The organism is Rhizobium tropici CIAT 899 (assembly GCF_000330885.1).
GTDB lineage: Bacteria > Pseudomonadota > Alphaproteobacteria > Rhizobiales > Rhizobiaceae > Rhizobium > Rhizobium tropici.
Genome location: NC_020062.1, coordinates 322,506 through 336,865, shown reverse-complemented (window position 1 = coordinate 336,865; position 14,360 = coordinate 322,506). Strand labels below are relative to the sequence as shown.

The following is a 14,360-nucleotide window of genomic DNA, read 5'->3' as shown; positions in this document are numbered from 1 at the left end:
GCGGTTACTCAGGACGGAGCGATGGCTTCGACCATCAGCTGGCGGTTCCGAGATCGGAAGAAATTCGCGCCGAAATAGCTTGAAAATCTAGAAGGTCTTTCGCGAATTGCGGGGAAATCCGGCTCTAGCGCGCAAAGCCATTAAAAGCGCACAATCCCCCTCGCCAAGAAGCGTTGAAAGCCGCTTCTCGCGGCCCGCATCTGGAGGGATGCGAGGCAAGCCCCATGATTTCACGAGCGTCGGGAACGCTTAGGGAGGAACAATGCTTGAACGACTTTTCAAATTGAGTGAGCACGGCACGTCCGTGCGCACCGAACTCATCGCCGGCGTGACGACGTTCCTGACGATGTCCTATATCATCTTCGTCAATCCCGACATTCTGTCGACGACTGGCATGGACCGCAATGCGGTCTTTGTCGCCACCTGTCTCGCAGCCGCGCTGGGTTCGATCGTCATGGGCCTCGTCGCCAATTGGCCGATCGGCATGGCACCTGGCATGGGGCTCAATGCCTTCTTCGCTTTCACCGTGGTTTCGGCTCTGGGCTTTACCTGGCAGCAGGCGCTCGGCGCGGTCTTCATTTCCGGTTCCATCTTCGTCCTATTGACGGTGACCGGCGTGCGCAGCTGGCTGATTGCCGGCATTCCGCATTCGCTGAGAAGCGCGATTGCCGCGGGTATCGGTCTCTTCCTGGCGATCATCGCGCTGAAGAACGCCGGCATCGTCGTCGCCAACAAAGTGACCCTCGTCGGCCTCGGCGACCTGAAGCAGACCGGCCCTCTTCTCGCAATTCTCGGTTTCTTCATCATCGCCGTTCTGGATGCGTTGAAGGTCAGAGGTTCGATCCTCATTGGCATTCTCGCCGTCACCGTTCTCTCCTGGATCTTCGGCGTCAGCCAGTTTCATGGCATCGTTTCGGCGCCGCCATCCATCATGCCGACCCTCCTGCAGCTCGACATCGTCGGCGCCCTCCATGGCGGCTTGGTCCACATCATCCTCGTCTTCGTGCTTGTCGAAGTCTTCGACGCCACCGGGACGCTGATTGGTATCGCCAAACGAGCGAACCTGATCCAGGAAGGAAAGCCGAACCGGTTGAGCAGGGCTCTGCTTGCCGACAGCGCCGCCATTGTCGCCGGCTCGCTGATGGGCACCAGCAGCACGACGGCCTTCGTGGAAAGCGCTTCGGGCGTTCAGGCTGGCGGCCGTACGGGCCTGACGGCAATCACGATCGCCGCCCTCTTCATCGCGGCCTTGTTCTTCTCGCCGCTCGCAGCTTCCGTTCCGGCCTATGCGACCGCTCCGGCGCTGCTCTACGTCGCCGGCCTGATGATGCGCGAGCTGACCGAGATCGAATGGGATGACCTGACCGAAGCGGCACCGGCGGCAATCACGGCACTCGCAATGCCCTTCACTTATTCGATCGCCAACGGCCTTGCCTTCGGCTTCATCACCTATGTCGCCGTGAAGGTCTTCACCGGCCGCTGGTCGATGCTGCATCCGGCAACGCAGATCGTCGCCGCCCTGTTTGTCGTGCGCTTCGCCTTCTTCGCGGATTGACACAGGTATAAATGCAAGATCGGGTCATTCTCTTAGTTGACCCGGTCTTTCTGCATTTGGGCTGGTGAAAACGGGAATTTGCCCTAGCAAATAAGGGGCGTTGCGATGGCAGCGCCCCTTCCAATATCCAAACCGGTCCCAGCTCCTTTCAGCGGATCAAAAACGTCTCCTCATAGAAATGCTCCTCGAGATTGACGCCCTTGCCGCCGCGATCGACGACGATGAAGTCGGAGATGCCGTCAAGGGGCGTCAAGATGCCATGCCAGACGTTGCGCCAGATGTTGACCCCCTGCCCGGGCCTGGTGCGGAACGCCATCGGCTCGCCCGGACCATTGTCCGTCTGCGGCGCCGCAACGACGAGGAAAGGATGGCCGGACAGCGGCACAAAGGCCTGGCTGCCGAGAGGATGCCTCTCGACCATCTTCAATTCCAACGGCAGTGCATAGGGCTCGCCGCGCAACCAGCTAATCATCGTTCTCACCTCCTCGCCGATCGCTTCCACCTTTGCGAGGTCGTGATAGCGAACGCATTTGCCGGCATTGATGGGGTAGCTGTGCGCACCCTCCATTTCGATCACATCGCCGAAAGGCGCGAATGCGGCTCTCGTCAGCGGTTGAATTTCGATTACTTTCATCCATGGTCTCCCGTTTCCATTCTCCGAAATCACCTCTTCCTCGATCGACGAGATATTAGCTTGGGTTCGATGCTTGAGCCGCGGTGCGGACAGCAGAAATCGACCGGAGCGCGGCTGGCACTCCGGCAGCCGCCATGCCGCGGCTATTTCCATGGTCGATCACTACCGACGCTGATCGCGAAGAGCGCGGCATCTGTTTCCCGCTAGCTGCGGCAAGGCTTTTCTGCAGCCAAGCGTCTCGAACCGATACCCATTAGGGCCAGCCGAAAATCGACGCACGCATCATTTCCATCATGCAACGAGACCAACGGAAACCTGCCTTTTCATGAAATGCATATCGCGATATCGGCACGTATTTCGCCGCCTCAGTGGATGCGAAGTGCACAGGCCGAGCTCATCCGTCCCACCGCGACATCGTATGAAACGTTCCTCCAAACGTTTTCGATACCCAATGTCTAACCGCAAATCGCGCGCGCCATTCCCCCTGGAAAATTTGAAAGTCTCGAACGTTACAACTGCTTTTCAGGGGAATAAGCCTGACAGATAGTGGAACACGAGAACTTCGTTCGGGAGATAAAGCATGCAGCCTCATTCGCCTGGAGCCGGCCGGCTCACGACCCACGTGCTGGACACGGCGCGCGGCAAGCCAGCTGAGGGCTTGCGCATCGATCTCTACCGGATCGACGGCGATGAACTGCACCTCTTGAAATCTACCGAGACCAATGATGACGGGCGCTGCGATGCGCCGCTGCTGACTGACGAAGCCATGAAGACCGGCACCTACGAGCTGCGCTTTCATGCCGGGGACTATCTTGGTCGCACATCGGAAGGCCCGATGTTTCTCGACATCATCCCGATCCGTTTCGGTCTCGCCGATGAAGGTGCGCATTACCATGTGCCGCTCCTCCTTTCGCCCTACAGCTATTCCACCTATCGCGGGAGCTGAACCATGGCGCCCATGACAATCCGCTCGGAACTTCGTTTCATTCTCAACGGAGAGGACGTCGTTCTGAGCGACGTCGCACCCGACCAGACGTTGCTCGACTGGCTGCGTCTCTGCCGCTCCTTGAAGGGTACGAAGGAGGGCTGCGCCGAAGGCGACTGCGGCGCCTGCACCGTGCTTGTGGGACGGCTGACACCGGCAGGTGGCCTCGTCTATGAAGGGGTCAATGCCTGCATTCGCTTTCTCGGCTCGCTCGATGGCTGTCATGTCGTCACCGTCGAACATCTGGCAGCCAGCGACGACCGCCTGCATCCGGTGCAGCAGGCCATGGTCGATTTCCACGGTTCGCAATGCGGTTTCTGCACACCGGGCTTTGTCATGTCGCTCTACGGGCTTTGGATGCAGACGCCCAACCCGACGGATCAGCAGATCGAAACGGCGCTGCAGGGCAATCTCTGTCGCTGCACCGGCTACGAGCCGATTCTGCGTGCAGCGCGTTCCATTTCCAGCTATGGCGGGACCGAGAGCGATCCACTGCTTGTCGAGCGCGAAGCCATGACTGCGCGGCTGAAGGCTCTTGCCGACGGTGCCCGAGTCGAAATCGGCGAGGGTCGGAATCGGCTGATAGCGCCCGCGAACCTTGATGATTTCGCTTCGATTCTGGAGGCATCGCCGACGGCAACCGTGGTAGCCGGCTCGACCGATGTCGGCCTATGGGTCACCAAGCACATGCGCGATATCACGCCGGTCGTGTTCATTGCCGGGCTGCAGGAGTTGAAGTCGATCGCGGTGAAAGGCGGGCTTATCACCATCGGCGCCGGCGTCACCTATTCGGAGGCGGTCGCGACGCTGTCTGAGCATATCGCGGCTCTCGGGCCGCTGATTGCCCGCATCGGCGGCCAGCAGGTGCGCAATATGGGAACGATCGGCGGCAACATCGCCAACGGTTCGCCGATCGGCGATACGCCGCCCGCCTTGATCGCGCTCAACGCGTCGCTGACCTTACGCAAGGGCGCCGCCCGGCGCACCATTCCGCTCGAGGACTTCTTCATCGCCTACGGCAAGCAGGACCGCGGGCCCGGCGAGTTCGTCGAAGCCGTGCATATTCCGGTTCCGGCAAAAGGCGAAATGTTCGCCGTCTACAAGGTGACGAAGCGCCGCGACGAAGACATCACGGCCACGCTCGGCGCCTTCCGTCTGGCACTTTCAGCCGACGGTATGGTCGCCGATATCCGGATCGCCTATGGCGGCATGGCCGCCACGCCGAAACGAGCCTTTGCCGTCGAAAAGGCATTGCTCGGTCAGCCCTGGAACGAGACAACGGTGGAAGCGGCGATGGAAAAATACGCCGAGGATTACGCGCCGCTGACCGATATGCGTGCCACCGCCGAATACCGTTCGCTCGCGGCGAAGAATCTTCTATTGCGTTTCTACCTGGAAACGACCTCCAGTGCGGCACCCGCTCAGGTGTCCAGATATGAGGCTGCATAGGCCATGAACAAACACGCTTCAGACATCAAGGCCGAAAGCATTGTGGGCGGGGTTCATACCAGCCCTCGTCATGACTCCGCGCACAAGCATGTTTCCGGCGCCGCCGTTTATATCGACGACATTACCGAACCGACCGGAACGCTGCATGCAGGGCTTGGCCTATCCACCGTTGCGCACGGCATCCTGAAATCCATCGATCTGACAACAGTGCATGCCGCCCCCGGCGTCGTTGCAGTATTGACCCATGAGGACGTGCCTGGCGTCAACGATATCTCGCCCTCCTACATGAACGACGACCCGGTGCTTGCTGCCGGCAAGGTCGAGTTTCACGGCCAGCCGATCTTCTGCGTGATCGCCGAAACGCGCGAGCAGGCTCGCCGCGCCGCAAGGCTGGCAAAGATCGAGTACGAGGAATTGCCTGCCGATATCGACATCTGGGATCTCGACGTTTCGACCCACAGACAGGTGGTCACGCCGCTGACGCTGAAGCGCGGCGATGCGGCGGAGAACCTTGAGAATGCGCCGCGTCGCGTGAAGGGCCGTATGCGGCTTGGCGGCCAGGATCATTTCTATCTCGAAGGCCAAGTTTCGCTTGCCGTGCCCGGCGAGGATGACGAGGTCGTCGTCTATTGCTCGACCCAAGGCCCGAGCGAAACGCAGCATATGGTTGCCCATGCGCTCGGCGTGCCGAGCAATGCCGTCACGATCGAGGTTCGCCGCATGGGTGGCGGCTTCGGCGGCAAGGAAACGCAGGCAAACCAGTGTGCCGCAATTGCAGCCATTGCCGCCAAAAAGCTGAAGCGTGCCGTCAAGGTCCGGCTCGACCGCGATGAGGACATGGTCGCGACCGGCAAGCGGCATGATTTTGCCATCGACTACGATGTCGGCTTTGACGACGAGGGCCGCATCTTGGCCGTAGGCTATACGTTTGCGCTCCGAGCCGGCTTCTCGGCCGACCTTTCCGGCCCGGTCGGTGATCGTGCGCTGTTTCATTGCGACAATGCCTATTTCTTTCCGCATGTGCAGGCGAAGTCGGCGCCGCTCTATACCAACACCGTCTCCAACACCGCCTTCCGCGGATTCGGCGGGCCGCAGGGGATGGTAGGTGCCGAACGCGTTATCGACGAGGTGGCCTTCGCCGTCGGCAAGGATCCGCTCGACATCCGCAAGCTGAATTTCTACGACGCAATGGGCGTTCAAGGCGAACGCAACCTCACCCCCTATCACCAGAAGGTCGAGGACTGCATCATCCAGCGCATCGTTGCGGAACTGGAGGAAAGCGCCGATTACGCCGGGCGCCGTAAGGCGATCGCCGAATTCAACGCCAAGAGCCGTATCGTCAAGCGCGGCATCGCGCTGACCCCGGTCAAATTCGGCATCTCCTTCACCAAGACGGAATCGAATCAGGCCGGCGCGCTGGTGCATGTCTACAGCGACGGCTCCGTGCACATGAACCATGGCGGCACCGAGATGGGGCAAGGCCTGCACCTGAAGGTGGCGCAGGTGGTGGCGGAAGAATTCCAGATCGATCTCGACCGGGTGAAGATTACCGCGACGACGACGGCCAAGGTGCCGAATACCTCGCCGACCGCGGCGTCTTCAGGCGCGGACTTGAACGGCATGGCGGCGCAAAACGCCGCGCGCCAGATCAAGGAACGACTGATCGCCTTTGCCGCAGAAAGCCATCAGGTTCCCCGCGATCAGGTAGCGTTCCTGCCCAACCGCGTTCGGATCGGCGACAGCGAGATGTCCTTCGACGATCTTGTCAAGAAGGCCTATATGGCCCGCGTCCAGCTTTCGGCCGCCGGCTTTTACAAGACGCCGAAGATCCATTGGGATCGCAAGGCCGGCCGCGGCCATGCCTTCTACTACTATGCTTATGGCGCTGCCTGCTCGGAAGTGTCGATCGACACGCTGACCGGCGAATATGTCGTCGAACGCACCGATATCCTGCACGATACAGGCCGCTCGCTGAACAAGGCCATCGACATCGGCCAGGTCGAGGGTGGCTTCATTCAAGGCATGGGCTGGCTGACGACGGAAGAGCTCTGGTGGGACGGCAAGGGGCGGCTGCGCACTCATGCGCCCTCCACTTACAAGATCCCGCTTGCATCGGACCGCCCGAAGATCTTCAATGTGACATTGACCGACTGGTCGGAGGCCTATGAGCCGACGATCCATCGTTCCAAGGCGGTCGGCGAGCCGCCGCTGCCGCTCGGCCTTGCCGTTCTGCACGCCCTGTCGGATGCCGTGGCGAGTGTGGCCGACCACAAGATCTGCCCGCGTCTCGACGCGCCGGCAACGCCCGAACGGGTGCTGATGGCGATCGAGCGCCTCAAAGCGGCGAAGAAGGAGTAAGATCATGCCTGCCGCCCGTGAAAATATTCGGGATTTCCTGCGCCGCGAACCGGCATCGATGCTCGTGGAGGTGACGGGGGTCGCAGGTTCCGCGCCGCGCGATGCGGATGCCTGGATGCTGGTATCGGAACGGGCGATCTTTGCGACGATCGGCGGCGGCACACTGGAATATATGGCGATCGACCAGGCACGACGGGCCCTGCGCTCCGGCCTTGCGGCAGAGCCGATGAACGTGCCGCTCGGCCCGGAGATCGGCCAGTGCTGCGGCGGCCGGGTTGGCCTTGCCTTTACCGCCCTCAGCCCCAGGCTTGCGAATGATCTCATAGCTCGGAGTGATCGCGAGATGGCCGCACGCCCACACGTCTATATTTTCGGCGCCGGTCATGTCGGCGATGCCCTTGCCATGGCGCTTTCGCTGGCACCGTTGCGCGTGGTGCTTGTCGATACGCGAGAAGAAGAGCTCGTCGCCTCCAACCTGCCGGGCGTCGAGACCTGTCTCACGGCCATGCCCGAGGCTGTCGTCCGCGACGCGCCGGCCGGCAGCAGCTTCGTCATCCTCACCCATGACCACGCACTCGATTTCCTGATTGCAGCAGAGGCGCTCAAGCGCTCGGATGCCGCTTATGTCGGCATGATCGGCTCCAAGACGAAGCGCGCCACCTTCCGCAACTGGCTGTTGCGTGAAAGCGGCCAGGCAGAGCTTTTCGATCGCCTCATCTGCCCGATCGGCGGAACGGCTGTGAAAGACAAGCGTCCGACCGTCATCGCTACGCTGGCGGCCGCCGAGATCATGACGGCGGCGCTGAGCTGGACGGCGGATCATGCAAGGCTTGCGAGCAGCGTTAACCGCCCGTAGCCATAGCGGCAGGCTCATCTTCGAGCAGCTTGCCGATCAGCCGCTGACAGCGCTCCGCCATGAAATCGATCATCAGGCGGACCTTCGGATCCTGGAAACGCTTGTGCGGATAGATGGCCGCAAGCTGAACCGGAGCCGGAGGGCTCTCCTTCAGGATTTCGACGAGCCGCCCTTCTTTCAGATAGGCCTTCACCTCGAACAGCGGCTTGTTGATGATGCCGCGGTCTTCCAGCGCCCATTGGGTGAGCACGTCGCCGTCATCGCTGTCATAGGGGCCCGCGACTTCGAATTTGCGGGGGCCTTCCGCCGTCATCAGCGTCCAGTAATATTCCTTCGAGCCAGGATAGCGCAACAGAAGACAGTCGTGTTTGTCGGCAATTAGAGCATCCGCGCTCGGCGGCACGCCGCGGCGCGCGAGATAGGCCGGCGAAGCGCACAGCACCCGCTCGCAGTTGAGGATACCGCGCATGCGCAGGTTGGAATCTTCCAAGACACCGAGCTTGAAGGCGACGTCGACGCCCTCGGCAAGGATATCGACATTGTGGTCCGACAGGCGGACGCGCACCTCGATATCTGGATATTTGTCATGAAACTCCGGAATGCCCGACGCGATCAGCCGCCGGCCGATGCCGAGCGGCGCCGTGATCCTCAGCGAGCCCTTCGGATTGCGTGAGAGATCGGCGATCGCCGCTTCCGCTTCGTTGACAGCCTCGATGATCTTCACTGCCTTTTCGTAGAAGACGCGGCCATGTTCGGTCGGCGACAGCTTACGCGTCGTGCGGTTGAAGAGGCGCACGCCGAGATGACGCTCGAGTTCCTTGATGCGGTTGCTCGCAACCGCAGGCGTGACGCGCTGGTCGCGCCCTGCCGCCGAAAGGGTACCGAGTTCGACCACGCGAACGAAGACACGGACATTATCGAGATAGGACATGGCACCTTTCTACCACATCGGCACGCGGAACAAACCAGGGGTCATCTTATAGATTTTTTTGAAAGTGTTGGCGGATTAACCGGGATTTTCGAGAAAATCGAGCGATGGCAAACACTCCCAATAGAGATCGGGAGGAGTTCCCATGTATGAATATGCCATCGCCTGGGACTGGCTGACTTTTGCCGTCCGCTGGCTGCACGTGATCACGGCCATCGCCTGGATCGGTTCGTCATTTTATTTCGTCGCGCTCGACCTGGGCCTGAAGAAACATCCCGCCCTGCCGCCGGGAGCCTACGGCGAGGAGTGGCAGGTCCACGGCGGCGGCTTCTACCATATCCAGAAATATCTGGTGGCGCCGGCCAACATGCCTGATCACCTCGTCTGGTTCAAATGGGAAAGCTACGTCACCTGGCTTTCGGGCTTCGGCATGCTCTGTCTCGTCTATTATGCCGGCGCAGACCTCTACATGATCGACCCGGCCGTGCTTGACGTCTCCAAACCTGTGGCGATCGCCATTTCGCTCTGCTCGATCGCCGGCGGCTGGCTCCTATACGACCTGATCTGCAAATCGCCCTTCGGCAACGACAATACGCGGCTGATGGTGGCGCTCTATTTCATTCTGGTCGCGGTGGCCTGGGGCTATACGCATCTGTTTACCGGCCGCGCCGCCTTCCTGCATCTCGGCGCCTTCACCGCGACGATCATGTCGGCGAACGTCTTCTTCATCATCATCCCGAACCAGAAGATCGTCGTCGCCGACCTGCTTGCCGGGCGTACGCCGGATGCGAAATACGGCAGGATCGCCAAGCAGCGGTCGACGCATAACAACTACCTGACGCTGCCGGTGCTGTTTCTGATGCTGTCGAACCACTATCCGCTGGCGTTCGGCACGCAGTTCAACTGGATCATCGCCTCGCTCGTCTTCCTGATGGGCGTCACGATCCGCCACTGGTTCAATACCCGCCACGCCAATGCCGGCAACCCGACCTGGACCTGGCTTGCCACCGTCATCCTGTTCATCATCATCATGTGGCTTTCCACAGTGCCGAAGATCCTGACCGGCGAACCGGTGACAAAGATCTCCGCAATCCAGCAACCTTTCGTCACGGCTGAGGCGTTCCCCAAAGTTCGCGATACCGTGATGGGTCGCTGCTCCATGTGCCATGCGAAGGAGCCGAGCTGGGAGGGGATCGTCGCTCCGCCGAAGGGCGTCGTCTTCGAGACCGACCGCGACATCGCCGCCCATGCCCGCGAAATCTATCTGCAGGCCGGCCGCAGCCACGCCATGCCGCCGGCCAACGCCTCGCATATTACCGACGAGGAGCGCCGCCTGCTCGTCTCCTGGTACGAAAGTGCCATCAATGGGGAGAAGACCCAATGACTGAAATCCTGATCCGTGGTCGCGTGCTGACCTTCCTCGCCGAGCCAAAAGGCATCGACGATACCACCTCCTATCGCTATATCGAAGACGGCGCTGTCTTCGTTCGCGATGGCAAGATCGTGGAAATCGGTGTCTATGGCGACATTCGCAGGCTGGCCGATGCCGGCGTCGGAATCGCGGATCACCGCCCGCATCTCATCCTGCCGGGCTTTATCGACACACATCTCCATTTCCCGCAGACGCAGGCGATCGCCTCCTATGGTGCGCAGCTGCTCGAATGGCTGAACACCTATATTTTCGTCGAGGAGCAGAAGTTTGCCCGCGCTGCCCATGCGGCCGAAGTGGCGGACCGTTTCATGGACGAACTTCTGTCCAATGGCACGACGACGGCCGTCGCCTATTGTTCGGTGCACCCCGAAAGCGTCGATGCCTATTTCGCGGCAGCCGAAGCGCGCGGCATGTTGATGATCGGCGGCAAGGTGATGATGGACCGCAACGCGCCGGACGCACTGCGCGATACGCCGCAGCGCGGCTATGACGAAACGAAGCATCTGATCGAGAAATGGCACGGACGCGGACGCGCGCTTTATGCGATCAGCCCGCGCTTTGCCATCACCTCGACGCCTGAGCAGATGGAGATGAGCAAGGCGCTCGTCGCCGAGCATCCGGACTGCTACGTCCAGACGCATCTCTCGGAAAATCGCGACGAGATCGCCTTTGCCACCTCTCTCTACCCGGAGGCCAAGGACTATACGGATATCTACGCCCGCTATAGCCTGCTCAACGACCGCATGCTGCTCGGCCATTGCATCCACATGAGCGAACGGGAAGTCGCGGTGCTCGCCGAAACCGGCGCGGTCGGCGTCTTCTGCCCGACCTCGAACCTCTTCCTCGGCTCCGGGCTTTTTAACGCCGCGGAATTCGACAGGCTCGGCGCGCGCTGGTCGGTTGCGACCGACGTTGGCGCCGGCACCAGCTTCTCCATGCTGGAAACGATGGACGAGGCCTACAAGGTGCTGCATCTGCAGGGCCAGCGGCTGACGCCGTTCAATTCCTTCTATCGCATGACGCGCGGCAACGCCCTGACGCTCGGTTTGGAAACAAAGATCGGCTCGCTGCAGGCGGGTGCGGATGCCGATATCGTCGTGCTGGATTCCGGCGCCAAGTCGGCCATGGAATTCCGCATGCGCACTGCCACGTCGCTGGCTGAGGAGCTCTTTATCCTGCAGACCATGGGTGACGACCGCTGCGTTGCCGAAGTCTATGTCGCCGGCAGGGCGATGAAGACCAAGGGCAAGAAAGCGGACACGATCGTACGCGAGCAATTGCAGCTCGCCTGATCAATAAATGTGGCGGACCGGTAGCGCCGTCGTCTCCGGATAGGAGACGGCGGCGTAGGCATTCAAGTTCGCTTAGACCGTCCGCCCATCGCCTTCGTCAACTCTTCCGCTGCCGCGCGCACGACCGGGCCAAGCGCAGCAACCCTTTCATCCGGCAGCCGCACGGCCGGCCCTGAAATCGAGATACCGGCAATGGCCTCGCCATATTCATCAAAGATCGGCGCCGCGACGCATCGCATGCCGAGCGTGTGCTCCTCATCATCGATCGACCAGCCGCGCGAGCGGATCTCGGCCATATCCGTAAGCAGCACGGGCAGCGTATCACGGGTTTTATCGGTGAAATGCTGGAGCGAACGCTCCCCGAGCAAAGCCTCTATCTGGCTATCCGCCCAGGTGGAAAGGATCGCCTTGCCGATACCCGAAGCATGGATCGGTCCGCGCCGGCCAGGGCGGAAGAAGGCGCGCATCGGCGCATGGCTTTCCGCCTGGGAGATGAAGACGACATCGCCATCTTCTTCGATGGCAATATTGGCGGTCTCGCCGGATGCCTCCATCAGCTGCTTGAGAAACGGCCGGCTGATGGTGCCGAGCTTGCGGAAGCGCAAGTAGGCCGTTCCGATCTCGAAGGCCTTCACCCCGATCGTCCAGGCGCCGGTTTCGTCGTCATGCGCCACCATGCCGTGCTGGGCGAGAGAGGTCAGCAGCCGGTGGACCGTGGAGGGCGCCATGGCCGATCTGTCGGCAAGGTCGGTCAGAACCGCGCCATCGGCTTCGGCCACCAGCTCCAGCAGCTTCAGACTGCGATCGAGCACCTGCACGGACGAGGCCGCTGCATTCTCGGCCGGCTTTCGGCCCGGCCTGCCCCTCGTCTTTTCCCGATTTTCCGCCATGCCGCTCACTTTTGACCGAAGGCGCGTGGCGCAGTTTGGTGCCACCCGCTTTGGCTTCATGACATATCCGCTTCGCTTCGATTGTTCCAGATTTGTTGAAAATGTTTATTTCCATATGATGGGATTGATTTCCATTTTATGATTGCACTCACTGCCCCATGCGGTACCTTCGATGCAGAAACGGAGGAAACCCCATGGCAAAGATGCGAGCAGTCGATGCCGCAGTGCTGGTTCTGGAAAAGGAAGGCGTCAATTGCGCCTTCGGCGTTCCCGGCGCTGCGATCAACCCCTTCTACTCGGCGATGAAAGCGCGCGGCTCGATCCGCCATGTGCTGGCCCGCCACGTCGAGGGCGCAAGCCATATGGCCGAGGGTTATACCCGGGCTCGAGCCGGCAATATCGGTGTGTGCATCGGAACGTCTGGACCTGCCGGCACCGACATGATCACCGGCCTCTATTCGGCCTCGGCCGACTCGATCCCGATCCTCTGCATCACCGGCCAGGCGCCGCGCGCCCGTCTCGACAAGGAAGACTTCCAGGCCGTTGATATCGCCAAGATCGCGGCCCCCGTCACCAAGTGGGCCGTTACCGTCATGGAGCCGGCGCTCGTCCCTTACGTCTTCCAAAAGGCGTTCCATACGATGCGCTCGGGCCGTCCCGGCCCTGTCCTCATCGATCTGCCCGTTGACGTCCAGCTCGCCGAGATCGAGTTCGACATCGAAACTTACGCCTCGCTCGAGCCCTACAGGCCGTCGGCGACGCGGGCACAAGCCGAAAAGGCGCTCGCCATGCTGAACGCTGCCGAGCGGCCGCTGATCGTCGCGGGCGGTGGCATCATCAATGCCGATGCCTCCGATCTGCTGGTCGAATTCGCCGAAATCACCGGCGTTCCGGTCATCCCGACACTAATGGGCTGGGGCACGATCCCCGACGATCACCCGCTGATGGCCGGCATGTGCGGGCTGCAGACCTCGCATCGCTACGGCAATGCCACACTGCTCGCCTCCGACTTCGTTCTCGGCGTCGGCAATCGCTGGGCCAATCGCCACACCGGCAACGTCTCCACCTACACCGAGGGTCGGACTTTCGTGCATGTCGACATTGAACCGACCCAGATCGGCCGCGTCTTTGCGCCCGATTTCGGCATCGTCTCGGATGCGGGTGCCGCACTGAAGCTGTTCCTCGACGTTGCAACAGAATGGAAAACCGCAGGTGAGCTGCGCGACTGGTCGGCCTGGGCGGAGGAATGCCGCGACCGCAAGCGCACCATGCTGCGCAAGACGCATTTCGACCAGACGCCCTTGAAGCCCCAGCGCGTCTACGAGGAGATGAACAAGGCTTTCGATCGCGACACCTGTTATGTCTCGACCATCGGGCTTAGCCAGATCGCCGGCGCGCAGTTCCTGCATGTCTACAAGCCGCGCAACTGGATCAATTGCGGCCAGGCTGGCCCGCTCGGCTGGACGCTGCCGGCAGCGCTCGGCGTGCGCGCCGCCGATCCGGACCGCCCGATCGTTGCGCTATCAGGCGACTACGACTTCCAGTTCCTCATCGAGGAGCTTGCGGTCGGCGCGCAACACAAGCTTCCTTACCTGCATGTGGTCGTGAACAATTCCTATCTCGGCCTCATCCGCCAGGCCCAGCGCGGCTTCAACATGGATTTCGAGGTCAGCCTCGCCTTCGACAATATCAACGCATCCGGCGATGCGGAGCCGGGCTATGGCGTCGACCATGTCGCCGTTGCCGAAGGGCTCGGCTGCAAGGCGATCCGGGTACGCAGCCCGAACGAATTCCAGGAAGCGTTCACGACCGCAAAGCAACTGATGGCGGAGCATCAGGTTCCCGTCGTCATCGAATTCATTCTGGAGCGCGTCACCAACATCGCCATGGGCGCCGACATCAACGCGGTCGTCGAGTTCGAGGAACTTGCCGAACGTGGCGAGGATGCCCCAACCGCAATCCTCGCCCTGCTGGACTGAAG

11 protein-coding genes are annotated in these 14,360 nt (G+C 61.3%); 8 read left to right on the top strand and 3 right to left on the bottom strand.

Annotated features, from left to right (window positions below; genetic code table 11):
- Positions 1 to 262 precede the first annotated feature (262 nt).
- Positions 263 to 1,555, top strand: coding sequence for an NCS2 family permease (locus RTCIAT899_RS23690; RefSeq protein ID WP_015342334.1), 1,293 nt, complete (start codon positions 263 to 265; stop codon positions 1,553 to 1,555).
- Positions 1,556 to 1,703: 148 nt separating this feature from the next.
- Here the strand turns inward: RTCIAT899_RS23690 and RTCIAT899_RS23685 are convergent, their stop codons facing one another.
- Positions 1,704 to 2,189, bottom strand: coding sequence for an ureidoglycolate lyase (locus tag RTCIAT899_RS23685; protein ID WP_041678129.1), 486 nt, complete (start codon positions 2,187 to 2,189; stop codon positions 1,704 to 1,706).
- Positions 2,190 to 2,769: 580 nt separating this feature from the next.
- On the opposite strand from RTCIAT899_RS23685, the gene uraH reads away from it, so the two are divergent.
- The 4 genes from uraH to xdhC are packed head-to-tail and all read left to right on the top strand — an operon-like array spanning position 2,770 to position 7,837.
- On the top strand, positions 2,770 to 3,135 hold the full coding sequence (gene uraH / locus RTCIAT899_RS23680; RefSeq protein WP_015342331.1) for a hydroxyisourate hydrolase: 366 nt from the start codon (positions 2,770 to 2,772) through the stop codon (positions 3,133 to 3,135).
- Positions 3,136 to 3,138: 3 nt separating this feature from the next.
- On the top strand, positions 3,139 to 4,623 hold the full coding sequence (gene xdhA, locus RTCIAT899_RS23675; protein WP_015342330.1) for a xanthine dehydrogenase small subunit: 1,485 nt from the start codon (positions 3,139 to 3,141) through the stop codon (positions 4,621 to 4,623).
- A 3-nt stretch (positions 4,624 to 4,626) separates the two neighbouring features.
- Positions 4,627 to 6,981 carry a xanthine dehydrogenase molybdopterin binding subunit gene (gene xdhB / locus RTCIAT899_RS23670; protein WP_015342329.1) on the top strand — a complete coding sequence of 785 codons (2,355 nt, stop codon included), beginning with the start codon at positions 4,627 to 4,629 and terminating at the stop codon, positions 6,979 to 6,981.
- A 4-nt stretch (positions 6,982 to 6,985) separates the two neighbouring features.
- Positions 6,986 to 7,837 carry a xanthine dehydrogenase accessory protein XdhC gene (gene xdhC, locus RTCIAT899_RS23665; protein ID WP_015342328.1) on the top strand — a complete coding sequence of 284 codons (852 nt, stop codon included), beginning with the start codon at positions 6,986 to 6,988 and terminating at the stop codon, positions 7,835 to 7,837.
- Here xdhC and RTCIAT899_RS23660 read toward each other — a convergent pair.
- Complete coding sequence (locus RTCIAT899_RS23660) at positions 7,824 to 8,768, bottom strand: LysR family transcriptional regulator (protein ID WP_015342327.1); 945 nt, start codon at positions 8,766 to 8,768, stop codon at positions 7,824 to 7,826. The two genes, xdhC and RTCIAT899_RS23660, sit on opposite strands and share 14 nt — an antisense overlap.
- Before the next feature lie 142 nt (positions 8,769 to 8,910).
- Between RTCIAT899_RS23660 and RTCIAT899_RS23655 the strand changes: the two genes are divergently transcribed.
- Together RTCIAT899_RS23655 and guaD are read left to right on the top strand one after the other, a co-directional pair.
- On the top strand, positions 8,911 to 10,149 hold the full coding sequence (locus RTCIAT899_RS23655) for a urate hydroxylase PuuD (RefSeq protein WP_015342326.1): 1,239 nt from the start codon (positions 8,911 to 8,913) through the stop codon (positions 10,147 to 10,149).
- Positions 10,146 to 11,489 carry a guanine deaminase gene (gene guaD, locus RTCIAT899_RS23650; RefSeq protein ID WP_015342325.1) on the top strand — a complete coding sequence of 448 codons (1,344 nt, stop codon included), beginning with the start codon at positions 10,146 to 10,148 and terminating at the stop codon, positions 11,487 to 11,489. Before RTCIAT899_RS23655 ends, guaD begins: the two co-directional genes overlap by 4 nt.
- A gap of 62 nt (positions 11,490 to 11,551) precedes the next feature.
- Here guaD and bhcR read toward each other — a convergent pair whose 3' ends face one another.
- The gene (bhcR, locus tag RTCIAT899_RS23645; protein ID WP_015342324.1) at positions 11,552 to 12,379 is read right to left on the bottom strand and encodes an HTH-type transcriptional regulator BhcR; all 828 of its coding nucleotides are present in this window, start codon (positions 12,377 to 12,379) and stop codon (positions 11,552 to 11,554) included.
- 194 nt (positions 12,380 to 12,573) lie between these two features.
- On the opposite strand from bhcR, the gene gcl reads away from it, so the two are divergent.
- On the top strand, positions 12,574 to 14,358 hold the full coding sequence (gcl, locus tag RTCIAT899_RS23640) for a glyoxylate carboligase (protein WP_015342323.1): 1,785 nt from the start codon (positions 12,574 to 12,576) through the stop codon (positions 14,356 to 14,358).
- The last annotated feature ends 2 nt before the right edge of the window (positions 14,359 to 14,360 follow it).